Source organism: Eubacterium sp. SB2 (genome assembly GCF_001244405.1).
Lineage (GTDB): Bacteria > Bacillota > Clostridia > Lachnospirales > Lachnospiraceae > Faecalicatena > Faecalicatena contortus_B.
The window spans coordinates 2,194,009-2,217,978 of the sequence record NZ_LN865153.1; the positions used below are offsets into that span (position 1 = coordinate 2,194,009).

A 23,970-nucleotide genomic window follows, 5' to 3' on the forward strand; every position below is an offset into this window, starting at 1 on the left:
GGTCTCAGGGCATCTGCCCCTCGCCTTAGGCGACTTTAAATGGGCAGATGCCGTTACTGTGCACGCCCGTAGGGTGTGCACAGTAACAATAGGAAGTTACTGATCATACCAGCTCTTGTTTTTCCCTTGCTTTTTATCCTTCTTTTTGTTAGAGTTAAGTTATCAATGAAAAAAGGAGACCATTTATGAACGAAAACGAATCACTTACTGTAACACTGACACTCGATAATGACGAAGAGCTGGAGTGTGCCGTCCTCACGATTTATGAGGTGGAAGGCCAGGAATACATTGCCCTGCTTCCGCTCGACGAGGAAGGCAGCAACGACGAAGGACAGGTTTATCTCTACCGCTTCTCAGAACCAGTGGAGGGACAGCCTGAACTGGAAAACATTGAAGACGACGATGAGTATGAACGTGCTGCAGATAAGTTTGATGAATGGCTGGATTCCCAGGAATTTGAAGATTTGGACCTGGATGAAGACCTGGATTCGGACGAGGATTAAAGCTTTGCATCCTCAAGAAGTTCCTCGACAAAACGGGAAGGTGAAACATCCTTTCCGTTTTTTTTCTTTACATATACAATTTTCAGCTGCTCTTTTGCCCTGGTCATGGCCACATAAAACAGCCTGCGTTCTTCTTCCGTCCCCTGTTCCTTCAAAGCTTTTTTATAAGGGATCTGCCCTTCATTCGCCTCGATGATATAAACCGTATCAAACTCCAGACCCTTCGCAGCATGCATGGTCATCAGCCGGACGCCCTCCTGCTGTCTTTCCCTGCTGCTCTCCCGCATTTTCAAAGCCCTGGTATATTCCTCCACATGCTCAAACCATTCCTTCATAGATGCAAAAGGCTTAGCCGCCTCTTCCAATTCTGCCAGCACCTCGAACAAATCCCCTGCCTGCATTCTTCTGGATGAGGCATATTCCCGCAGAAAATCATCGTAACCGATCCTTTTTCTCAGATACTGGAGGGCGGCATAAGGGGCCATCTTAGCCAGCATTTTCAGATCCCATTCGAACTGGTCTATTCTGTCCTGCATCCATTCCTTGTCGCAGTAAAACTTTCTCAAATCCTCAAAAGATGCCTCCCTGCCGGATAAGCTTTCTCTGGAAATATACCGCTTGGGGCGGTTCATAATCTGCAGAAAATCCTGGCGGGTGCGGCTCCCCGATGCCATCCGGAAATATGCCATAATATCTTTTGCTATAAAGTGGCTGTAAATGTTTGGCATATGTTCCTTCATCTGAAAGGATATTTTGTGTTCTATCAGCTGCTCCACGAGAGGCCGGGCATCCGTATGGATCCGGAACAGTACCGCAATGTCTTCCGGCCGTACGCCTTCGCGGATCCGTTCCCGGATCTCCTCCAGCACATATCCGCCCTCCTCCGTCGGATCCCGCACCTCCTGCACGTGTAGGCATGCTCCCCTGGGTTTCTGTGCACGTATTTTCTTCTGAAACCGGATCTCATTATGACCGATCACCTTCAGAGCATTCTCTACGATATTGGAAGTGGACCGGTAATTGATATCCAGCAATAGCTGTTTCGCCTCCGGATAGTCCTCTGTGAACCGGAACATCAGGCGTGAATCAGCCCCGCGAAACCCGTATATCGCCTGATCATCATCCCCCACGGCAAACAGATTGCTCTGTGGTTCTGCCAGCATCCTGATTACATCATACTGGATCTGATTGATGTCCTGAAACTCATCAATCAGTATATAATGAAACTTCTCCTGCCACATTTTCAGGATATCCGGCCTGGACCGGAATAATTCATAGCAAAGCACAAGCATATCGTCAAAATCGATTTTTTTTGCGGTTTTCCGCTGTGTCTCGTATTCCCTGTATATATTTCTGAAAGCGTCCGGCGCGCACTTTACGGATCTGTATTCTTCTATGTCCATTCTGTTATTTTTCACAATACCGATCTCAGTCACGATCTCCTGCAGGAAATCTTCCTCATCAAAAATCTCGATATCCTGCCTGTTCACAACCTGCCTCACGATCTGATACTTTTCTTCCTCTGAGAGAATATTCTGAGGGCCGAAATGATATGCCCATTTCAGAATACCATAATAGATCCCGTGGAAGGTCCCCACGGTCACCGGCAGGCCTTTATTTCCCATCAGCTGTTGAAAACGGGACTTCATCTCAGCTGCTGCATACTTGGTAAAAGTAATGACCAGAATTTCTTCTGGCCTTACTTTTCGCTCCTCAATCAGGTATTTCATTCGGTTTACAATCGTCAGGGTCTTCCCGGATCCGGGACCTGCAAGGACAAGACATGGGCCCGCCCCATGAGTGACTGCATCTGACTGAGCCCTACTAAAACTCATACGTACCTCTTTCTACTTACTGACGTTCAGAAATGTGAACCGTCAGCTTAACTTTTCAATTGCAATTCTAATTCGTCTGAGAGACTCTTCTTTTCCGATAATCTCCATGATCTCGGTAGCGCCCCCCGGTGTATTCTGCTTTCCTGAGACAGCGGTTCTCACCGGCCACATCACATAACCGTTCTTACAGCCCTTCTCTGCCACATAGCCCTTCAGCATCTCAAACAGCGCATCATTGCTGTAATCTTCCTGTTTTTCCAACAGCGGAAGCAACTCGGTAAGTACTTCCAGGGAGGACTCTTCATTCGTCTTCATCTTCTTATGCGTATACATTGCTGTATCATAATCCGGAAGCTCCTCAAAAAAGTCTACCTGTTCACGGATATCCGGGAATATCTCGATCCTTGTCTTAATCAGTGAAGCAATCTTCTTCAGATCGTAATCTTTTGTAATACATTCTCTGAGATAGGGTTCTGCCATCTCATAAAATGTATCAAATTCCATGGCTTTTAAGTATTCTCCGTTCATCCATCTTAACTTTACCGGATCAAACACCGCCGGTGATTTATTCATCCTGCGGTAATCAAAAGCCTCCACCAGGCCTTCCAGGGAAAAAATCTCCTGTGTATCGGCCGGGCTCCAGCCAAGCAGCGCCACAAAGTTTACAACGGCTTCGGATACAAACCCCTGCTCGATCAGGTCTTCATAGGAAGAATGTCCGCTGCGTTTGCTCAGTTTCTTGTGGTTCTCATCGGTAATCAGAGGACAGTGCACATAAACCGGCACATCCCATCCGAAAGCCTCATACAGCCGGTTATATTTGGGAGCGGAGGAAAGGTATTCATTTCCCCTGACAACATGCGTGATTTCCATCAGGTGGTCATCAACAACATTTGCAAAATTGTACGTCGGAAAACCATCAGATTTGATCAGAATCATATCGTCCAGCTCGTTATTCGGCACCGTAATATCTCCGTATATCTCATCATGGAAGGTGGTTGTCCCTTCGTTGGGCACATTCAGACGGATAACCCACGGCGTACCCGCAGCCAGGTTTGCCTCCACCTCCTCTTTGGAAAGTCCCAGACAGTGCTTGTCATATACGACAATGTCTGTTCCATCCTCCGACACGGATGTCTTAAGGGATTCCAGCCTTTCTTTATCACAAAAGCAATAGTAAGCGTCTCCCTGCTCAACCAGCTGTTTTGCATACTTCAAGTACAATCCGGAAGCATTCCTCTCGCTCTGCACATAAGGCCCGAATCCGCCGTCCTTATCCGGCCCCTCGTCATGAATCAGGCCTGTTTTCTCCAGGGTACGGTATATGATATCCAGAGCGCCTTCCACAAAACGCTCCTGATCCGTATCCTCCACACGGAGAATAAAGTCGCCGCCTTCGTGTTTTGCGATCAGATATGCATACAATGCTGTCCGCAGGTTACCTACATGCATCCTCCCTGTCGGGCTGGGTGCAAACCTTGTTCTTACTTTACTCATGTTCTCTCTTCTCCAATTCATGTTCTTTATTCCATTTGTTCTGGTATGCTGTTACCAGTTTTTCAAGGGCATCATCCACTCTGCTGTAGACAAGCACGTCTGCAAGCTTATCGGAATAATGCTCTTCGTTCGTAATCAGGATCAGCTTATCTCCATTATAATACTGGATCAGCTGATGGCAGAGCGACGCATGGAGGCTTGTTCCGAGTACAAGCAGTACATCCGCTTTCTGGATCTCCACCGCTGCTTTTGTAACAATCCCATTATCCACCATCTCTCCATAAAGGCAGATCTTAGGGCGTATCGTATTCTTGCAGTCCTCGCACAAGGGCACGCCTTTTGACTGTATCATGTACTCAATGGGATATTTTTTCCCGCAATGGGGACAGAAATTATCATAGATACTTCCATGAAGATTAATCACATTCCTGCATCCGGCCCTTTCAAGAAGTCCAAACAGTCTTTTTGTAATCTCGCAGTGAACAAGGCCGTATTCCTCCATCTTTTGCAGATTTAAAAAGCCCTTTCCAGGCGGAATCGCTGCAGCCGCAAGCATCTCGGTCCTGTAAAACTCAAAGAAAACTTCTTTCCTTGTGGCATAAAATGCACTGCTCAAAATCTCCTCGGCAGAATACCCATACTTTTGTTCAATCTCGTAAGACTCTTCTCCATCACGTACTCCGGGGTAACCATTCTCAAGAAACATCTCTTTCCCACTTATCGCTACGGTATACTTGCTTTCTTCCAGTAGTTGCAAAATGTTCTTACTACGCATATTCATCCCGCCCTTTCTTCTAGCATGAACAGTCTGTTGCAGGTTATGTTGTTAATTTCATTATAAAACAAGTCCCTGTATTGTTCAATAAACAAAAAAGGCGAATTTTGGTATTTTTATACTTTCTTAAACCGCACTTTAAATACGGTGTCCATGATAAAGATAGCGAGGGCAATGACACCGGCAATCTCAAGTGTCTGGATCAGATAATAACTGCTTTTGGCGCTGTCGTTGGCTATGATATAATACACAATCCGGTACATCCCCGCCCCGGGTACAGTCGGCAGGATCCCTGCAATCAGGAAGATCGTAACCGGTGCCTTAAACACCCGTGCAAAGGTATGCGATGTAAGCGCAATCGCCAGCGCGGAAAAAAATGAGGAAAGTACCACATCCAACCCCGACTGGATGCTGAACAGATACACAAAACCTCCGATTGCCCCGGCGATTCCCGCATGGAGCAGATATCTGCGCGGCGTCTCCAGCAGTACGGCAAACCCTGCCACAGCCACAAAGGAACCTATGACTCCAAATATCAGCTTCATAAACTGCCACCTCCCGGATACATTAGCCCCGTCAGAGCCATTGCGGCCCCTACTCCCAGCGCTACAGCCGCCGCCTTGAGAAATGCCTCCAGTATCCTGGCTCCGCCGGAAATGTAATCCCCCTGCAGGGTATCCCTCACCGCATTTGTAATCGCAACACCAGGCACCATTGGCATAATCGCGCTGATAATGACAATATCCTCATCCAGCCCCGGGCAGAATCTTTTCAAAAACGCCGCCGCAACAGCCAGTCCGAAGGAGGACAGCGTGTCCAGTATAAAGCCGTTAATCTGCAGGCGTTTTCCCACAGTCACCACCAATGCAAGCACTGCTCCTACGAAAGCGGCAGCAGCAGTTTCCAGGATACCGCCACCAAACAGCGGGGCAAATCCCGCGGGGACGAGCACAGTTGCCAGATTATAAATCCAGACAGGGTACTGCTTTCCGCCGATGTTCTTCAGCTCATCATAAGCCATTTCCAGAGTCAGCTCCCCCGCACAGTATTTTCGTGATATCTCATTCACCCTCATAATCCGGTTCAGATTCGTTCCCCGTTTCTGTACTCTTTTAATCACCGTAATCGGCTCCATATCCGGGTTGCCGATTGTGGCTACAATACCGGTCATCATCACACTGGCCTCAACCGTCTCTGTGTCAGCCGTGCGCAGAATATGATTGATGGTATCCTCCACCCTGTACGTCTCGGCCCCGCTGCGCAGCATCATCTCACCGGCCAGGACCGCCGTATTCATCACAAGCTTATAATCCATCCATTTTCCCGCCTTTGTCCCGGGTGTGCCGGGCATACTGATTTTTTATTCTCCGTTACATATAGTCTGCACAAATCCTTAAACATTTTAACACATTTTTAGAATAAATCCACCTTTTCCGCGGAAAATTTCAGGCGGTCCTAATCTGTTGCGAAAAGTCCTCAGAGGAAATCTCTTTTTAACGTATTGTCACACCCAATTCTGCAAAAACATTCTGGTAATGCTCCAGGTGCTCCCTTGGCGCCATAATCGTAATTCCATTTCCGCCGTTCCCGCCAAACACATTGCTGCCCACTTCTACAGCACCACATTTCATCATATCTATCTTGGTCAGATTGGTGTTTAAAAACGAATAATCTTCCAGCCTTGTCACATTGGACGGAAGCGAATATATACCGATTCTTCCACGCGGGAATGCAAGAAGTGTTGTCATGCTGCTGTCAAACAGCATACCGTCCTGCCATGTATAATTTGCATTGGGTTCCGTCAGCTGAATCCAGCCAAGGTCCGTCAGTTCACTCAGAACACCTGGTTCGATATTTACAATATTCGGAGGAATAAAAAGTTCATAGATCTCCGCGCCTACCCCTTCAAAGGTCCCCCTTGCAATTCCTGAACATCCTTCTGCGGGAAGCACAAGGCGGCCTTCATTTACGATACCCGCAGAGGGATCGTAAGCACAGAGCATACCATCCGCATTTACCGTAAAACCTGCCGGCTGTTCAATCGCCGGTTCATCCGAACCGTCGGTTGGATCATCATTCTCTCCCGGAATGTCGGGTGCCTCCACATCCGGAGTATCCGGAACTATCACATCCGGCGGAGCTGCCGGGTCATCATCCACCGGCGGATTATCCGGAACAATCGGCGTATCCGGTACAATTGGTACATCTGGTACGATCGGATTATCCGGTGTGATGGGTGTATCCGGAACTGAGGGTTTATCATTAACTGCAGGAATATCCGGAATCACCGGCGGGGTCACATTTCCCGTCGGTGATTCCGGGATATGTACTCCCGTGAAATTGAGATTTGGGACCTCTGTCTCTGATATTCCACCAATAGCCGGTATTTCTATGCCCATCAAAAAGAAGTCCGAAAGCAGGTCTGTCTGCTCCGCCTCCGGCTGCACTGTCATCGACTTCACTCTTTTGTTTTCTTTCAACATTTTATTAATATTTGTCTTTACCGGTATTCGGTTCAACGCATTGCCGAAAATATCCAAGGTGCCGGCTCCCTCGCTGTTTGCCCCATATGTCAGCAGCTCTTTTCCCTCATATTTTCCGTAAATCAACCGATATGCGGCGTCCGACTCCGTAAATTCCAAAGCAGGGAGTTCACAGACAAGCCCTGCAGCCAGCATAATTACCATCAGTATCCCTATGATGCGCGATTCCCTTCTTCGCGCAACACCACTCTCAAAAATTCTAATACAACATTCCATTTTCAGTTTACCTGCACCTTTCTTTCTCAACCACAAATAATACTCACACAAATATAAATTTTACATAAGAAAAAGGAACGCCGCAATCTTTCGCAACATTCCTTTGCATTTTCTTAATGTTACCAGCTGCCTCCTCCGCCGCCGCCGAAACCTCCGCCGGAAAAACCTCCGCCGCCAAAGCCTCCGCCGCCAAAACTGCCTCCGGAACCTCCGGACTGTACCGGTTTGGATACGGTCAGCGTGGATGCCGTTTTATTCAGGCTGCTCATCATGAGTCTGTTAAACATATAGTAATCGAAAAATGAATAGCTGTGATATGGAGAGAACCATTCAGGAGCCGGTACTGAAAGGCCTTTCAGTTTTTTAGCAAAAACGTCGGAAAGACCAAACACATAAGCATAAGGAATAATATGATAGAACCACTCCGGGTTCGTTTTTGCAAGTTCATTCATGCGCTCCAGTTCGGCCGTTTCTATAAAATCACGAAGCCCGGCAAGTCTTCCCATCCATTCTATACACTGGGATGTCCGTCTCTTCATAAATCCTGCCAGCCCGATCATCACTCCGGTGGCCGCCAGAACAGGAACCAGCACCCATATATAATTAAAGACTTCATATTGGAATACACGCATAACATAACTGCCCGCATACACTGCGGTAGATAAAAAACAGACCGCCAGTGTGCCTCCCGCCGTCAGTTTGCGGGAAGTATCTGTTCTGGCATACCATGTATCAATATCCCCACAGAAAACCAGCGTGCCAACCAGCAGCATAATCCACAGCAGCACCTGGACAAAGATCCTGCCGCCGCTTGTATAAGAATAGATACTTGTGAGCAGCATAAACCAGGCCAAAGGCAGCGTACAGCATACGATCGCCGCTGTCCTGGCAATTTTAGATTCTCTGGTATATATCATATCCTGGCCCTGCTTTTGAAAATAATTCTTCAGCTGTTTTTTCGCCATCTCCAGTGTGCCTGAAAACTTATACTGGAGATCGCTGATTTTACGGATTTCTCTGTATTCAAACAGTTTATTAAAAATGCAGAACTGATAGCTGGGCGCATCCTCAGGAAGCTCCTTCAGCTTGAACAGACTGAGCCCATGGTCCGGCATTTCTTTAATGCTCAGAAATCCTTTGTCCGCCCAGTATATTATCAGGGAAAGCAGGTCTTTATCTTCTACACTGCCGTCAATAATATACCCCACGGCGGCACTGTCCAGATTGTCGGGAGGCTGATACTGAATCGAAGGGATAATCGGTTCGTCCCTTCCGAATCTCACAAAAAGAAAAACAATCAGCAGCAAAAGTATCACGGCCGGCAATAACAGCAGCCATGGCAGGAAAATAAGCTGCCCGACACCTGTGAAATACCCCGCTTCCATGGGCGCAAAGAACGTAATTCCCTCCCCCAGTTCTAAATCCTTTTTCAAAATGCCTGTGACCGTATTCCCCTTCCAGGATAGATCCAGAATTGCTGCAGCGTTCTTATTCTCCCCATGGGTTCCGTAATAAAACTCCAGAATATCGTGAGGAAATTCTTTTGGAAATGTGATAGTAAATCTGCTTCCGGCAGGAATACTGTTCTGCCATTGAGTCGGAAACACGTTATAATAGGCGTTCTGATACGCATTCTCCTGAAAGCGCGGTGTCACTGTATAAGAAAACCGGTATTCTTTCCGTCCGGTCAGATATGCATCCTCCGAACCAAAACGGATTACCTTAGATCCGCTTTCAGAATCAACTTCCGTTTCCTCCCCGGATTCCAGCTCTGTCATCCGGGCATTATAGGGCACCCCCTGAAAGTTCCCGCCGACTTTAGTTAATACGCTTCCCTTCACCGGAATATAACGGTAGATGCCATGCCGGGGCGTCAGAAAGTCAACTCCGATCTGCTCTGTCACTTTATAGGACTGGTTCTCCCCCACCTCGATGTCTGTGTTAAAATATTGCGTAGTCATATTCCGGTCTTCTTTTAGCTCTACCTCAGGGTTTACAACTCTTTCCACAATCCCTGAACCAAACATAAAAAACACCCATACAACAGCCCATATAATGATAGCGGCGGTTCTTCCGCTAAATTTCTTCATATTGGCATCCCCCTGCTAGAAAGTCACTTTCACATTCTCACGCTCACCGCTGTCATTCACTTCATACAGAGGCTTTCTCTGAAATCCGAAGATACCGGCAATAATATTGCCCGGGAACATCTCTGTCTTGGTATTAAAACGATTCACTACGCCATTATAATATCTTCTGGAACCGGCAATCTCCTCCTCAATCCGCTGAAGCTGATCCTGAAGCTGCAGAAAATTCTGATTTGCCTTCAGGTCAGGATATGCCTCAGATACTGCAAATAAAGACTTTAAAGTGCCGCTTAGAATGTTGTCGTTTGCAATCCGCTCCTCCGCCGTTGATGCATTCATCGCTGCATTGCGCGCGGAAATCACTTTTTCCAGCGTCTGCGACTCATGCTTTGCGTATCCTTTCACCGTCTCCACATAGTTTGGAATCAGATCGTATCTTTTCTTCAAAGACACATCCATTGCAGAAAATGCTTCCTCTGTCTTGTTCCTTAGCTTAATAAACCCATTGTAAGAGCCTGCAAGCCAAATAATCAAAATCACTATAATTGCTAATATAATCCATATTGCCATAAACACGGCCTCCTTTATTTATCCCTGAATTTACTATTTCCAATTATAAGACAGTTTCATACTTTCGTCTATAAAATTTCTGAAATTCAGGACTCTATTCCCGCATCCAGCGTAACTGTTCCTGCATGCCCGGACTGTCGTCATCCAGCCCCCTCCTCTTCACACGGCATGTAAACCGGATAACCGCACATGTGTCTTACTGCCCATTCGTACAGTTCGCCGCGTCAATTGCAATAACAAGAAGCAGCCCCGTAAGTTCATCCGCCGGATTTGCAAAGTCGAGCACGTAGGTATCTCCCCAATGCATAAACTCCTTAGTGATATGCACCACCGAACCGCGGCCGTCGCAGACATCATATTCCCATCCAAGAAAATCTCCTTCCACATGCCAGCCCTTAAAATCCACTTCATATCTCGGGCGGAAAAATGTAAACTTTTTCTGGATTTCTCCCAGTACCACACCGTTCATTTCGATTTCAAACTGCGGCATCAGAGTCATCAGCTTCTGACGGATGGCGCCGACTTCCCTCTGCCGCCAATCATACACATGAATCAGATGACCCAGCGTAAAAAACTCAGCCTTCACAAAATATTTTGCCGCCCCGCCCTCATCATATACATCGTAAGAATCAGTCCAGGAAAACACCCTCTGTTTAATAAGTAAACGCATCTCCGCTCTCCTTCCAAATGTTAAATTAATAACACTTTCATCTATCATACCACAGCCCACATAAAAAAACACCCCTTCAAAGCTAAATGAACAAGCTTTAGGCTTGTGAATGTATCCATCCTTTTACATTCCACCAACCGAATTCATCCACTGCCGCCACTAGTTTCCCACCCCGTGGACGAGCCTCTCCTTCCGCCCGGATGCACCAGCTGAAAAACCGGGAAGCCTGCCCCAGGCCGGGAGCATCTATGCCATTTTAAAAGTCCTATAGTAAACGTTAGAGGCCCTTAAGAAAAAAACATAGCAAATGGCGGGCAGAATTTGACGTATCACGTCAAATTCTGAAGCGGCCTAAGACCCGAAATTATCAAATTTCGGGTTGCATGCCGCTGAACCGCCATTTGCTATGTTTTTTTTCTTTAGGGCCACTTACGTTAACGGAGCGGATTTTTAAAATGGCATAGATGCTCCCGGCCTGGGGCAGGCTTCCCGGTTTTTCAGCGTCCCCCACGCGAAAATCCCCCGCCCACCAAAAACCTAAACATTAATTTCTGCTTTTACGCCCAAAATGTCTTTATTTTCCTCCAGCAGAGGCCTGATTACATTTTTAAGGTAAGCCTCAACCTGTTCTTTTGCCCGTCCTACATACTTGGAGGGATCCATGGTCTCCTGCAGATCTTCCAGGCTCATATTGAAGGCTTCGTCCTGTGCGATCAGTTCCAAAAGATTATTATCCAGCCCTTTTTCCTTTACATTCCGGCCTGCTTCCATGGAGAGCTCGCGGATGCGCTCATGCAGTTCCTGTCTGTCTCCCCCCGCCTTCACAGCATCCATCATAATGTTTTCCGTTGCCATAAATGGCAGCTCTGACATCAGACGTTTTTCGATTACTTTTGGGTATACAACCAATCCGTCCACAACGTTCAGGCACAAATCCAGAATGCCGTCAATTGCCAGAAATCCTTCTGGTATGCTCAGGCGCTTATTGGCAGAGTCATCCAGTGTTCTTTCGAACCACTGTGTCGCCGATGTAATAGCCGGATTTAACGCGTCTATCATTACATATCTGGAAAGGGACGCAATCCGCTCGCTTCTCATCGGGTTTCTTTTATATGCCATAGCAGAGGAGCCGATCTGGGTCTTCTCAAAGGGTTCTTCCACCTCTTTCAGGTGCTGCAGAAGGCGGATATCGTTAGAGAACTTGTGCGCGCTGGCGGCAATGCCAGCTAATACATTCAAAACCCTTGTATCCACTTTTCTGGAATAAGTCTGCCCGGATACCGGATAACAGGCCCCAAATCCCATCTTTTCCGCAATCATAGGATCGATCTTGTCAATGGTCTCCTGATCCCCGTCAAAGAGCTCCAGAAAGCTTGCCTGGGTTCCTGTGGTTCCCTTGGATCCCAACAGTTTCAGGCTGCCAAGGACATAATCCAAATCCTCCAGATCCATTTCAAACTCCTGCATCCAGAGCGTCGCCCTCTTGCCGACTGTGGAAGGCTGTGCAGGCTGAAAATGGGTAAATGCAAGCGTAGGCTGTGCCTTGTACTCGTCGGCAAACCTGGAAAGTTCCGCGAGCACATTGACCAGCTTCGTCCTCACCAGCCTCAGTGCCTCCGCCATTACGATGATATCGGTATTATCTCCCACATAACAGGATGTGGCGCCAAGGTGAATAATGCCTTTTGCTTTAGGGCACTGTACACCATAGGCGTACACATGGGACATCACGTCATGGCGCACGACCTTTTCTCTTTCCTTAGCCACATCATAGTTGATATCTTCCGCATGGGCCTTTAATTCCTCAATCTGCTCATCTGTGATATTCAGACCCAGTTCCTTTTCCGTCTCGGCCAGGGCAATCCAGAGCCTTCTCCATGTTCTGAACTTCTTATCGGGTGAAAATATATACTGCATCTCTTTACTCGCATAACGCTCAGAAAGAGGGCTGACATAACGGTCCGTACTCATAAATCTAATCTCCTATTCTTATATATAATAAATGACTGTCAATTCCCCGGTAATTGTATAAACCTGGGATTTCTGCTTCCTATCCATAAAAACGGAAAGCAGGCATCCTACCTGGTCCCCTGCTCAAATGCCTGGCTGATATCCCCGTCCGGCACCTCCATGGGATATTTTCCGGTAAAACATGCATCGCAGTAACCCAGATCTCCCACCATATTTTTCAGCTTACTGACCTCCATGTACCCCAGAGAATCCGCCCCTATCATCTTCCGGATCTGTTCCGGTGTATGGGAATGCGCTATAAGCTGTTCATTGGACGGTACATCGGTTCCAAAATAGCACGGATACAAAAACGGCGGTGAACTGATTCTGACATGAACTTCGGTGGCTCCCGCTGCTTTTAGCATCCGAATGATATTAGCACAGGTTGTTCCCCGCACAATCGAATCATCCACCATGATGATCCTTTTGCCTTTTACCACCTCGGGTATGACATTCAGCTTGATCTTCACGCTGGATTCCCTTTCGCTCTGGCTCGGCTTAATAAACGTCCTTCCCACATAGCTGTTCTTATGGAAGGCCATCCCATAGGGGATGCCCGACTGTTCCGAATATCCCTTTGCCGCAACCAGCCCGGAATCCGGCACGCCAACTACCAGATCCGCCTCCACGGGGTATGATTCCGCCAGTGCCCTGCCTGCGGTAATCCTGGAATGATAGACATTTATCCCGTCCAGAGTACTATCTGTCCGCGCAAAATAAATATACTCAAAAATGCAGCGGGCCTGTCCCGCAGACGGCACAGCCATGCTCGTATCGGATGCGATTCCTTCTTTAGTGATCGTAACAATCTCCCCGGGAAGTACATCACGTACAAACGCCGCGTCCACTGCCGCAATAGCACAACTCTCCGAAGCCAGAAAGTACGTATTATCCCTTTTTCCAATACACAACGGCTTCAGTCCCAGAGGATCCCTGGCTCCAATCATCTTGCGCGGGCTGCTCACTACAAGGGCATACGCCCCCTTTATCTTCTTCATCGCATTTTTCACCGCGTCCTCCGCCCTGCTTACATTCAGGCGTTCCCTCGCGATGTGATATGCAATCACTTCCGAATCGATGGTAGTCTGGAAAATAGCTCCCGTATATTCCAGCTCTTTTCTCAAATCAATGGCATTGACCAGATTGCCGTTATGGGCAATGGCCAGTGTCCCTTTCACGTAATTGATAACGAGCGGCTGTGCATTCTCCACCCGGGTTCCCCCTGCCGTGGAATAGCGCACGTGTCCGACCCCCAGATTCCCCTTCAAATCATGCAGGGATTCCTCATCGAACACATCGTTCACAAGCCCCAGGCCCTTTTTTGATAAAACCTTTCGCTGTCCATATGTGTCAGTTACCGCAATACCACAGCTTTCCTGTCCTCTGTGCTGCAGTGCAAAAAGGCCATAATATACGGATGGCGCCACATTGCCGCCATCCATATCATATGCACCAAAAACTCCACATTCTTCCCCCAAGCCTGTCATAACTTTATCAATTCTGCTCATGAATGTCTCCTATTTATTTGATGCCGATTCTCTTAAATACTTCCTGATATGCGTCCTCTACATTGCCCATATCTCTGCGGAAACGGTCTTTGTCCAATTTCTCGTGTGTCTCCTTGTCCCACAGCCTGCATGTATCCGGTGACACTTCATCCGCAAGGATAATATCCCCATGGAATCTGCCGAATTCAATCTTAAAGTCGATCAGCTCAATCCCCGCGTCATCAAAGAACTTTTTCATAACGTCATTAACCTTAAAGGTATATTCCGTAATTTTATCAATCTCTTCTCTCGTTGCAGCCCCAATCGCAATTGCAAAATAATCATTGATCATAGGGTCGCCCAGATCATCATCTTTATAACTGAACTCCAAAGTCGGTGCTAATAATTTTCTGCCTTCTTCGATCCCAAGCTTCTTGGAAAAGCTGCCCGCAGCCACATTACGCACAATCACTTCCAGAGGAACGATCTCCACCTTCTTCACTGCAGTCTCTCTGTCACTCAGTTCCTTTACATAGTGTGTCGGCACGCCTTCCTTTTCCAGCACCTGGAAGATATAGTTGGTCATGCGGTTATTAATAACGCCCTTCCCAACAATCGTCCCCTTCTTCTCACCATTAAATGCGGTGGCATCGTCTTTATAATCTACAATTACGATATCCGGGTCATCAGTAGCAAATACCTTTTTTGCTTTTCCTTCGTAAAGCTGTTCTAATTTTTTCATACGTTCACACCTGTCCTTTTTCGATTTTTCATACATAAAGTAGTAAGGCTGTCTTTCTAAAAGAAATACAAAGTCTCGCATGATGATTATAATACAAGGGGGACGGAAAATCAATATGGGATTTGGAGGACGGGAAATCGTCCCGGGATGGGATGGGGACGCTTAATGACAGGGATGCCGGGGTGGGACTGGGGCTGTATATGCCGGTGCGTAATGCACCCGTGCTGCTAAGCGCTTCTAGTACAACCACTGCCGGATAGGCGGGTACGCGGAACACATTACGGGAAATCTGATGATTTCCCGCGCTGAGTTCCTCAAAAACTTGATTCGGTGATCAAGTTTTTCCCCGCCTATCCGGCAGTGGTTGTCCAAGAAGCGCTAAGCGCACTCCAGCATTTCGCACCGGCATATACAGCCCCAGTCCCACCCCGGCATCCCTGTCATAAAGCTGGCTCATCCAGCCGGTAATAAAAGCCCGTTCCCCGGTTGGTGTCCCGAACCGGAGTAACGGACGTGTGTCGACTATGTGTATGATGTTCACATGCTTATTATTTATAGTAAATATTGAACTTTTCGCAAAAAACTGATGCAAATCACCTTTCCCCTCAAAAACGATCCTCGCAGCCATTCCACATCCGCAGCCCCCGTTTTAGGATCCCCAACCGGGGAACGAGATCTTCTCTGCCGACTGGATGAGTCCAGCTTACCGCGAGCCGGGACGTGCTGCCAAAAGTGCCTATCCTGTTGGAAATACATATTAGCGAGCCTAGCAGCAGTTAGCGGAAATCCGCAAAACCAGACAGAAAAAAGCTGCTCCCGAAGCAGCTTTTTAGAACACCTGAGGCGCTTAATCATCAGATTAAGCGGTGAATGTGTTCGGTTCTGTCTGGTTTTGCGGATTTCCGCTTACTGCTGCTTGGCGCAGCGGGCTGTATTTTCAACAGGATAGGCACTTTTGGCAGCACGTCCCGGCTCGCGGTAAGCGGCCCCCCCCTCCCCGTCCGCTCCCGAGGCTAAAGCTCGTGAGCTATATTCAGTTTCTGGAGAGTTTCCCCAGGAATTCTTTCATTCGTGTGTTATCGGACCCAAAGACTTCTTCCGGGGTTCCCTGTTCCGCGATAATGCCCTTATCCATAAAGATGATATGGTCGGCCACATGTTTGGCAAAATTCATTTCGTGGGTAACGATCACCATGGTCATGTGCTCTGCTGCCAGATCTTTGATTACTTTCAGGATCTCTCCCGTCAGCTCAGGATCCAGCGCCGAGGTGGGCTCATCGAAGAAAAGGATTTTGGGGTTCATAGCCAGGGCCCTGGCTATGGAAACTCTCTGCTGCTGACCGCCTGAGAGCTGGTACGGGTATGCATTTTCCTTATCCTCCAGGCCCATTTTTTTCAGAAGTACGCGCGCTTCCTTAAAGACCTCCTCTTTTTCCCGTTTCTGCACTTTGATCGGGGCATCCGTGATGTTCCTCATGACTGAAAAATGGGGAAAAAGATTGAAATTCTGGAATACCAGGCCATATTCTCCTTCGTAATGGATCTCTCCCGCATCCGGAGTTTCCAGGTTCGTCGCACAACGAAGCAGAGTGGACTTTCCGGAGCCGGATGGGCCGATAATTGCCAGGACCTGTCCTTCGTCTACCTTCAGGGAAATGTCCTGCAGTACTTCAAGGTCATCAAAGTGTTTTTTGATATGTTTCATTTCTAACAGACTCATGACATTCCCTCCTATTTATAATAATTTAGCTTCTTCTCGATAAATTCCATGAAAACAGCCACGATCAGGTTAAACACATAGTAGAATATACCCGCAGCCACCAAAGGAATTATGGAGGTCTGGGCAGCCGCTATCTGTTTTGCGGTCGTAAACATTTCCGCATAGGCAATGGCAAATGCAAGGGACGTATCTTTTACAAGCGTAATCACTTCATTTGTCACCGACGGCAGAATTCTTTTGATAACCTGGGGGAAAATGATGCGGAAGAAAGTCTGCACCCGGTTATATCCCAGCAGCTTTGCCGCCTCGTATTGTCCGACCGGCATTGATTCGATGCCCCCGCGGTATATCTCTGCAAAGTATGCGGCATAGTTGACCGCAAATGCAATCAATACCGCACTCAGCCTGTAAGACGCCGTGATCCGGATTCCGAATATGTAGTACGGCCCGAAATAAACCACCATCAGCTGCAGCATGAGCGGTGTCCCGCGCATAATAGAAATATATACTTTCGTTATCCACTGAATGATTTTGATTTTTGACATTCTTCCGAATGACACAAGCAAACCTAACGGCAGTGAAAACAAAAGAGTTGCAAAAAATATCCCTATTGTCCCTAACATGCCCCCTGATAACTGGCTGATCATTGCCATAAAACTTATCTTCATCTTCCTGACCTCCGGGTAGTAAAAAGGCCAGATGGTAATTCTGACCTTTTTCATTCTTACTTTTTAATTTTATTTGCCTAAGCAGACAGCGTCTTCAACGCCCCACTTTTTAGCGATTGTCATGAATGTTCCATCCTCTGACATCTCATTCAGCGTTTTCTGAACCTGATCCCTAAGCTTCTCATTTCCCTTTTTAAATCCGACTGCATACTGCTCAGTGGAAATCGTCTCGTCCAGGGTTATGTATCCGCCTCCGCGGGATTCGATCTGATACTTTGCAACACCTACGTCCATTGCTACTGCTTCTGCAGCGCCTGCTTCCAGATCCATAAATGCCGTATTATAATCCGGTACCTGTGTCAGCTGACTGAAAGTTCCAGCCAATTCTTTCTGGTCTCCCTCCAGAGCTGCCAGTGCAGATGAATCAGCCTGTACTTCCACGATTTTCCCTGCCAGATCCTCCAGTGTTTTGATTCCGGAATCTTCGGCAACTACTACTACCTGACTGTTGTCTACGTATGGCTCTGACCATGTATAATCGTCTTCACGTCCATTCATGGTGAATCCGTTCCAGATACAGTCGATGGTGCCTGAACTAAGCTCCATATCCTTCGCATCCCAGTCGATCGGCTGCTTTTTCAGCTCCCAGCCGTTTCTGTCACACACTTCCTGTGCGAGATCCAGGTCAAATCCCACGTATTCGCCGTCATCATCCTTGTAGCCATAAGGTGGAAAACTTGCGTCAAACCCTACCGTAAAACTGTCTCCCTCGCTTTTCTCTGCGCTTACTCCATCTGTCTTTTCATCGTCTTTTGCGGAATCTTCTGTCTTGGTATCCTCTGTTTTAGTACCCTCTGACTTGCTATCTTCCGCTTTGTTTCCGCATCCTGCCAGCGCTGTTGTCAGCACAAGTGCAGCTGCCATTGCTACTGCTAATTTTCTCTTCATAGATACGCCCTCCCTGCCGTGGTGCTTTATTCTTTTACAAATTGATTACTTTACCACGCTAAAATCTTACATATAATAACATATTTCTATTCGAATGTCAATTGGGATTTGGGACGGGCTCGAGTCCTGACATGGATGAAAGGGGACGCTTACCGTGGGCCGGGAGATGCTGCGGACAATGCCTATATGTGACTTCTCCGATACTGCTGTTTCCATTTTTCAAGCAGCACAGAACTTGGCTCCATTTGTATATGCTTCTTAATGTCTTCCATCTCCTGGCGCATCTGGGCGTTGACTTCCACATAGTCATCGTGCTTTGTCAGCAGGATGTGGTATTCCTCCAGGGACATATACTTGTAGGACGCGTACAGATACGGCTTGAGCAGTGCAGTGTCTTCGCAGATCTGGTAAGCCCGGTCGTACATCCTGGCCGACTCCTGATACAAAAACAGCCTCCCGTAAGCTGCGCCCAGCCCGGCGTATATCTTGCCGTAGAACTTGGGATCCACACTTTCATCCGCCTCTTCGTTGAGAATGGCCTGATACACGAGGATCGCCTCCTCGATCTCCCCGCTCTCCAGCAGGTTATCGCCCTTATACTTCTGACGCTCAATGTCCTTCTGATTCTTCAGCCGCTCCAGCACGTTCTGAATCCGTATCATCTCCGGTTCCCTGAATATCCGGGAGCTCTTCAGGATCGTCAGTACAAACTTTTCCACCGAACCGCGCATCCGGATGACATCCCTGAGCTTCCCCGCCAGTTCCGGCATACCGATCTCTTCCTCCAGCCAGGTACAGAGCTGTTCGTTCATGATCGTGTAGTCAATCAGGTAGAGATTGTTGCACAGATAATAGCATAATTCTTCAATTGTAAATATCTTGCAGTGGATCCTTGTAATCTCATAAGGATGCGTTGCATGCCTGTCATGACAAAGAATTAAACTTCCCATCATTGCCTCCTAAATGTATAATCTTCTCTTCCTGAAAATCCGTAGGCAGGTAAAATTCCCCGAACCCTACGTCCCGCACTGTGATCTTACAGGTCTTTTCATCCAGAAACAGCGTCTCTATCTGCAGCCGCATGGAATATTCGCCTCTCTTCGGGAAATTTTCCAGCGAAATAACCTCTGTTTTTAAAGTCCCCTGCACCAGAGATTCTACATGCAGTTCTATGTTCTCCATATCCTCCAGAAGCACTTCCCACTGATTGTTAGACTCATACCAGTGCGCCCCCCAGGACACAATCGGGTACCACATCTCCTGACCGTCCACCCTCATATTCACCGTAATCTGATCCGTCAGCTTTGTATCCGAGAGGTACACCGGGTCTTCTATGTGCATAAACATCTTCCGGTAAGCCGTGTAACAGGCCCCCTTGCTGTACAGATTATTTCCGATGAAGGCTCTTCTTCCATTACAAAGTACGCGCAGAGAGGTCGGGTACCAGTTGTTTTCAAACCCCTCTCCTGTCAGAAAGACGGAGGATACAATGCGCTTATCAAATACGCTTTCTATAAATTTACAGAAACGTGAATCCGCCTCTTTCGCCTTGTCCTCATTCAGCACCGGATAAACGGCAGCCAGTTCTTTCATATGGGCGCTGGCGACTTCGTCTACCGTGACGAAAGTCGTTTTGCCCCCGCCCAGCCCGGGCTTCAGCCTTCTTAGCATAAAAGCCTTGATCTCATTACGGTCACAGCAGAACAGTGCGGCATCGTACTGCCACAGCTCCTTGGGCTGGTAAAAAAGATAGTTGCAGAAACTTTCCTTATAATCCTGAATAAAAATGTGCCTCTTATCGATGTTCATGCGTACCGCAATCCCACGCAGAAGCTGAGCCAGCTCCTCAGTCAGTTCCGGGACAGAAAACACGATCCCCTCAATCTGCGGAAACGACTGCAGCGACATCTGCACAAACTTGGAGAGCAGCCAGACCGCATCATAAGTCTCTTCTCCAAACTCAATCTTTTCTCCTGCCAGGCTCTTGTCCAGCAGCCTCGTAACCGTAAACCCTTCTTTAATTGTAACCAGACGCTTTGCTTCCTTGCCGTAAGCCCATGTGTCCCTAAGTTTACCGATAATCAGTGGGATCTGGTAATTATCAGAATCCACCTCCAGTGTCTCCGGCTCCAGCTGCTGATCGTTGTAGAAACTGATCTGGCAGGTCTTATCATTTATCTCATATCCAATTATATTGCCTTGTCCCATTACAGACAGCCTCCTCACCCTTACCGCCGGGGCTTTTGCTTTGCCCCCCCCCGGCCGTAATGTACTTTCTGCCGGCTATGTCCCGGTCTTCCCGGCGGCATAGTGACATTTTATGTTACCGATTCCAGGCTGGCCTGTGAACAGTAACCATCATCTTCCATTAATATTGTTCAAACATATGGGCGGCAATCGCATCCTCCGCCGCATATGATCTCATCTTTATATCCCGTTCCCGGCCATCCTCCAGCAGGATGTCGTTCAGACGTCCGTACCTTCCCGATTCGCCTTTCTTTACTTCCTTCACACAGGTTTCTTTATCGCTCCTGTATGTATTACCGTCAATTGTTTCCTTAAAATAGTATTTTAGCTTTTCATTGGCAAACAACACAAACTTCTTCACATACAGGTTCTCGTACATCGGAGTCAGCACCTCGGTGGAGTAATCCACCTCCTCGGAATCCCCTTTCTGCAGCTGATAGTAAAGCATAACACGGCTGCCCTTCTGTCCCTTATATTCGATCAGCGTCTTATCCCAGAGCTGAAGTTCAATCAGCCAGTCTTTCTCATACGCGAGGAAAAACGGGAAATAAATCTGTTTGCCGCTGAGTTCCTGCAGGAACTTCTTCAGGGTCTTGCGTATCATCGAATTATATTCTCTGTTGGAATAGTACTTGAGAACCGCGATCTTACAGATATCTATCGTGTCCTCTCCCTTTTCATACTCTCTGCATATAATATCAATGATGCTCCTGCTGATCTTTCTTTCCTCCACAACATAGCCCCTGGACATATAGGCCAGATATGCCTGCTGCAGTCTGAAATAGGCGCCCTCCGCATAGTATTCCTCGAATACCTGCACTTCCGCAAACAGTTCTTCCGAGAAGAGCATCTGTGTCAGAATCCGCTCCGCCAGCTTATGAGTATGTACCTCATACTCCCGCGCCTCTCTCCAGAGCCGCTTCATATCAGTTGTGGCGCCGCAGTAATAATTGGAAAGATACGTCAGGATCACCTTATCGTACTGACCTTTTTTGAATAATTCAAAACAGATATAGGTCAGAAAATCATCGTTTTCGTAGTTATTCTCTCTGATGTTCTTACTGCAGAGACTAAATAATTCCTCTTCCCCATAGTTCTCTACGCCTTTTTCCCGCACAATATCAAGAGTCAGTGTTTCCTCTGCCTCTTCCATCCGGTTCATGCGCATGCTGTTGATATATTTCTTGCACATATCCATATAACGCAGTTCATAGAACATGCGTCTGCTCTCATAGGGAATCGAATCGGTATAATGCCTGCCGTCCCTGGATTCCCATACAAGCCTGTCCGTCTTGGCGTATAAGAAGACCTGGGCGCCCCGGTCCGTATACGGCACCTTTTGGGTAATGCTTCCGTCATCCGCTATGATGTGGATGAACTTCATGTTCGGTACCTTGGTAGTAATCTCATAGGCATGGCAGATATCATATAATGCCTTGATGCGCTCCGGATTCATGGAACGCTCCACGATAAAGCGCTTATAAATGATTCTCAGCTGTTCGTCGATGTGCCGTCTCTCCAGCTGATTCCATGCAAAAGCCTCCATCTCATCCCGGTAATGCGCATAGATCTCGCTGGATTCATCCTCATACGTAATCAGATTGGAATACAATAGAGCACACTTTCGGTAGTCCAGCGTGTTTCCATGCATAAAATACAGGTACACAGATCTGGGCAGTGCCTTATGGAAATGGCTTTCCTTAATAGAAGCCATATAATATTCATAGAGCTGTGCAATCTTCTGCTCAGTCTCCACTGCTTTTTCATACCATTTAAAATAATCGTAGCCGATACAGTTTCCCTTGATCAAAAGGGTACAGATGGCTGTAAGGATCATGTTTTCCTCATACATCTTGTAGGCCAGTACCAGCGTCTCATACAGATGCCTGTCGAAATTCTTTAGCTGGCTTGCCAGATTCGCCGTATACAGGGCCAGCTCCTTTGTCATCAGCTTATATTTTGCCGCAAAATACAGCACCATAACCTCGAATTTGCCCAGCTTTTTCAGGGAGGAACTCTTATCCCTGAAGCACTTAAATGCCTCCATATAGAACCAGATACTGTGCGTCTTCTCCTCATAAAACTGACGTTCCAATGCACGCAGGCGTTCGCTGTATATCTTGTACTCCGAGTCTACATTGACCAGCATGCACAGAATCAGCCAGCTCTCCGGATGCTTCATATAAGACTTGGAAAGTTCCTCTGCCACCCGCCGCTGCCCGATCGAATCGTTGCTAAGCAGGGTCGTAAGATATAAATAGTAAGAACTCATCTCAACATTTTTGCCAATTGCAAACCGGTTATAATTATAGGATTCCAGAATCCACTTCGCCTCTTCCAAGCGTTTTCCAAGCAGGCAGATATGCGCGTGTACAAGAAGATACAGTTCTTTCTTATTATCCTTCTCCCTGAGATGCTCTATCTTCTTCAGGGATTCCTCTGTCCAGGTATTCAGGTCTATCCTGCCGGCCTCATAAGTCAGATACCGCTTCACAATGCTGGTAAATTCCATATCGCCCGCACGGTGTTCCTCATCCCGCCTGACATCCTTCTCCACCACAATCTCGTAGGCCAGAGTCTCATAAGGAGTCTGCAGCGTGATCTGTCCGAAATTACTGCCCCGGTGCAGATGCTCCGGTGTGATAATATATTCCAAACGGTAGGAATTGCCGATAAACTCTTCCGTGGTTACCTTCACGTGCTCTACGGATAAAAAATCGCCTTCCGTCTGCACGTCAATAGAAAGATATCCCCAGGTATTCTTTTTAATCGTCAAAGTTTCTTTACGAGCCTCTTCCACTTCCATAAAAGCGCGGCTCTCCTCTTCCAGGGTCAGAAATATCTTTTCTTTCTGCTTACAGCCCACAAGAAATTCCTCCAGGGCCTGCTGATCCAGTTCCCATTTGCGCATATTATCGTAAAGGGCCTGGATGCGTTTATCTTCATATTTTAAAATCTCGTAAAAATCTCTGGAGCGGAACAGCTTTTCCGCCTCTGCCGGATCCCGGAAAGAAAGCTTCTTAAAATCTTCCAGGCTCTGAACCTTCCCATAACTTGTCATTACAAAGGGCTTCTCAATGATTGCCGTAAATGCAACATCATATTCCCCTCCATTGCAGACTATGGTAAACCTGCCATGCTCCACATGGCCCGGCACCAGCCCGGAACCATCATATGTATAATAGATATTAACCGGGTTCCCATCGAAGCCCTGTTCCTCACAATGGACACGATAAGAAGAGGGATATACCAACCCTCTGATGGTCCCCTCGCCCTGGTTCTGCAGGGAAAAACTGCCCTTATACATCTCCCCCTCGCCGACACGCATAATAATCCGTGTCTCGGGGAAAATAATCTCCGGCTGCGGAATGTGAAAATCTCCTTTGGAAAGACGTTTAATCTTATTCTTCAAGTTAGTCACCTACTCATATTTCTTTCGTTGCATTTTTTCA

At 47.4% G+C, this 23,970-nt stretch carries 19 protein-coding genes; 1 reads left to right on the forward strand and 18 read right to left on the reverse strand.

The features are described from left to right. The first annotated feature begins 185 nt into the window (after positions 1 to 185). Complete coding sequence (locus tag BN1938_RS22210; protein WP_050642566.1) at positions 186 to 503, forward strand: DUF1292 domain-containing protein; 318 nt, start codon at positions 186 to 188, stop codon at positions 501 to 503. Here BN1938_RS22210 and BN1938_RS22215 read toward each other — a convergent pair. From BN1938_RS22215 to BN1938_RS22305, 18 genes are all read right to left on the reverse strand, one after another. Then, a complete protein-coding gene (locus BN1938_RS22215) occupies positions 500 to 2,338 on the reverse strand; it encodes an ATP-dependent helicase (RefSeq protein WP_050642567.1) in 1,839 nt (612 codons plus the stop codon). The two genes, BN1938_RS22210 and BN1938_RS22215, sit on opposite strands and share 4 nt — an antisense overlap. A 42-nt stretch (positions 2,339 to 2,380) precedes the next feature. After that, positions 2,381 to 3,835, reverse strand: a complete 1,455-nt coding sequence (gene gltX, locus BN1938_RS22220) for a glutamate--tRNA ligase (RefSeq protein ID WP_050642568.1) — start codon at positions 3,833 to 3,835, stop codon at positions 2,381 to 2,383. Then, positions 3,828 to 4,610, reverse strand: coding sequence for an SIR2 family NAD-dependent protein deacylase (locus tag BN1938_RS22225; protein WP_050642810.1), 783 nt, complete (start codon positions 4,608 to 4,610; stop codon positions 3,828 to 3,830). Before BN1938_RS22225 ends, gltX begins: the two co-directional genes overlap by 8 nt. 116 nt (positions 4,611 to 4,726) lie before the next feature. Continuing rightward, positions 4,727 to 5,155, reverse strand: coding sequence for a threonine/serine exporter family protein (locus BN1938_RS22230; RefSeq protein ID WP_050642569.1), 429 nt, complete (start codon positions 5,153 to 5,155; stop codon positions 4,727 to 4,729). Then, entirely contained in the window at positions 5,152 to 5,925 is a 774-nt protein-coding gene (locus tag BN1938_RS22235) for a threonine/serine exporter family protein (RefSeq protein WP_050642811.1), read from the reverse strand. The genes BN1938_RS22230 and BN1938_RS22235 overlap by 4 nt, the downstream gene beginning before the upstream one ends. A gap of 178 nt (positions 5,926 to 6,103) precedes the next feature. Then, on the reverse strand, positions 6,104 to 7,369 hold the full coding sequence (locus tag BN1938_RS22240; protein WP_242843905.1) for a leucine-rich repeat domain-containing protein: 1,266 nt from the start codon (positions 7,367 to 7,369) through the stop codon (positions 6,104 to 6,106). Between the two features lie 119 nt (positions 7,370 to 7,488). Then, positions 7,489 to 9,459 carry a DUF2207 family protein gene (locus BN1938_RS22245; RefSeq protein WP_242843906.1) on the reverse strand — a complete coding sequence of 657 codons (1,971 nt, stop codon included), beginning with the start codon at positions 9,457 to 9,459 and terminating at the stop codon, positions 7,489 to 7,491. Positions 9,460 to 9,474: 15 nt separating this feature from the next. Next, positions 9,475 to 10,026 carry a LemA family protein gene (locus tag BN1938_RS22250; RefSeq protein ID WP_050642571.1) on the reverse strand — a complete coding sequence of 184 codons (552 nt, stop codon included), beginning with the start codon at positions 10,024 to 10,026 and terminating at the stop codon, positions 9,475 to 9,477. 196 nt (positions 10,027 to 10,222) lie between these two features. Then, entirely contained in the window at positions 10,223 to 10,744 is a 522-nt protein-coding gene (locus BN1938_RS22255) for an LURP-one-related/scramblase family protein (RefSeq protein WP_330377727.1), read from the reverse strand. Positions 10,745 to 11,233: 489 nt separating this feature from the next. Further along, positions 11,234 to 12,667, reverse strand: coding sequence for an adenylosuccinate lyase (gene purB, locus BN1938_RS22260; RefSeq protein ID WP_050642573.1), 1,434 nt, complete (start codon positions 12,665 to 12,667; stop codon positions 11,234 to 11,236). A gap of 107 nt (positions 12,668 to 12,774) precedes the next feature. Further along, positions 12,775 to 14,214 (reverse strand): amidophosphoribosyltransferase, encoded by a 1,440-nt coding sequence (gene purF / locus BN1938_RS22265; RefSeq protein WP_050642574.1) that lies wholly within the window; start codon positions 14,212 to 14,214, stop codon positions 12,775 to 12,777. A 13-nt stretch (positions 14,215 to 14,227) separates the two neighbouring features. Next, entirely contained in the window at positions 14,228 to 14,935 is a 708-nt protein-coding gene (purC, locus tag BN1938_RS22270; protein WP_050642575.1) for a phosphoribosylaminoimidazolesuccinocarboxamide synthase, read from the reverse strand. A gap of 1,033 nt (positions 14,936 to 15,968) precedes the next feature. After that, the gene (locus BN1938_RS22280; RefSeq protein ID WP_050642577.1) at positions 15,969 to 16,655 is read right to left on the reverse strand and encodes an amino acid ABC transporter ATP-binding protein; all 687 of its coding nucleotides are present in this window, start codon (positions 16,653 to 16,655) and stop codon (positions 15,969 to 15,971) included. Positions 16,656 to 16,666: 11 nt separating this feature from the next. After that, entirely contained in the window at positions 16,667 to 17,323 is a 657-nt protein-coding gene (locus tag BN1938_RS22285) for an amino acid ABC transporter permease (RefSeq protein ID WP_050642578.1), read from the reverse strand. A 69-nt stretch (positions 17,324 to 17,392) separates the two neighbouring features. Then, positions 17,393 to 18,271 carry an amino acid ABC transporter substrate-binding protein gene (locus tag BN1938_RS22290; protein WP_050642579.1) on the reverse strand — a complete coding sequence of 293 codons (879 nt, stop codon included), beginning with the start codon at positions 18,269 to 18,271 and terminating at the stop codon, positions 17,393 to 17,395. 182 nt (positions 18,272 to 18,453) lie between these two features. Continuing rightward, positions 18,454 to 19,221, reverse strand: coding sequence for a hypothetical protein (locus BN1938_RS22295; RefSeq protein ID WP_050642580.1), 768 nt, complete (start codon positions 19,219 to 19,221; stop codon positions 18,454 to 18,456). Further along, positions 19,196 to 20,479 (reverse strand): DUF5716 family protein, encoded by a 1,284-nt coding sequence (locus BN1938_RS22300; protein WP_050642581.1) that lies wholly within the window; start codon positions 20,477 to 20,479, stop codon positions 19,196 to 19,198. The genes BN1938_RS22295 and BN1938_RS22300 overlap by 26 nt, the downstream gene beginning before the upstream one ends. A 160-nt stretch (positions 20,480 to 20,639) precedes the next feature. Then, on the reverse strand, positions 20,640 to 23,930 hold the full coding sequence (locus tag BN1938_RS22305; RefSeq protein WP_050642582.1) for a DUF5717 family protein: 3,291 nt from the start codon (positions 23,928 to 23,930) through the stop codon (positions 20,640 to 20,642). Between the last annotated feature and the right edge of the window lie 40 nt (positions 23,931 to 23,970).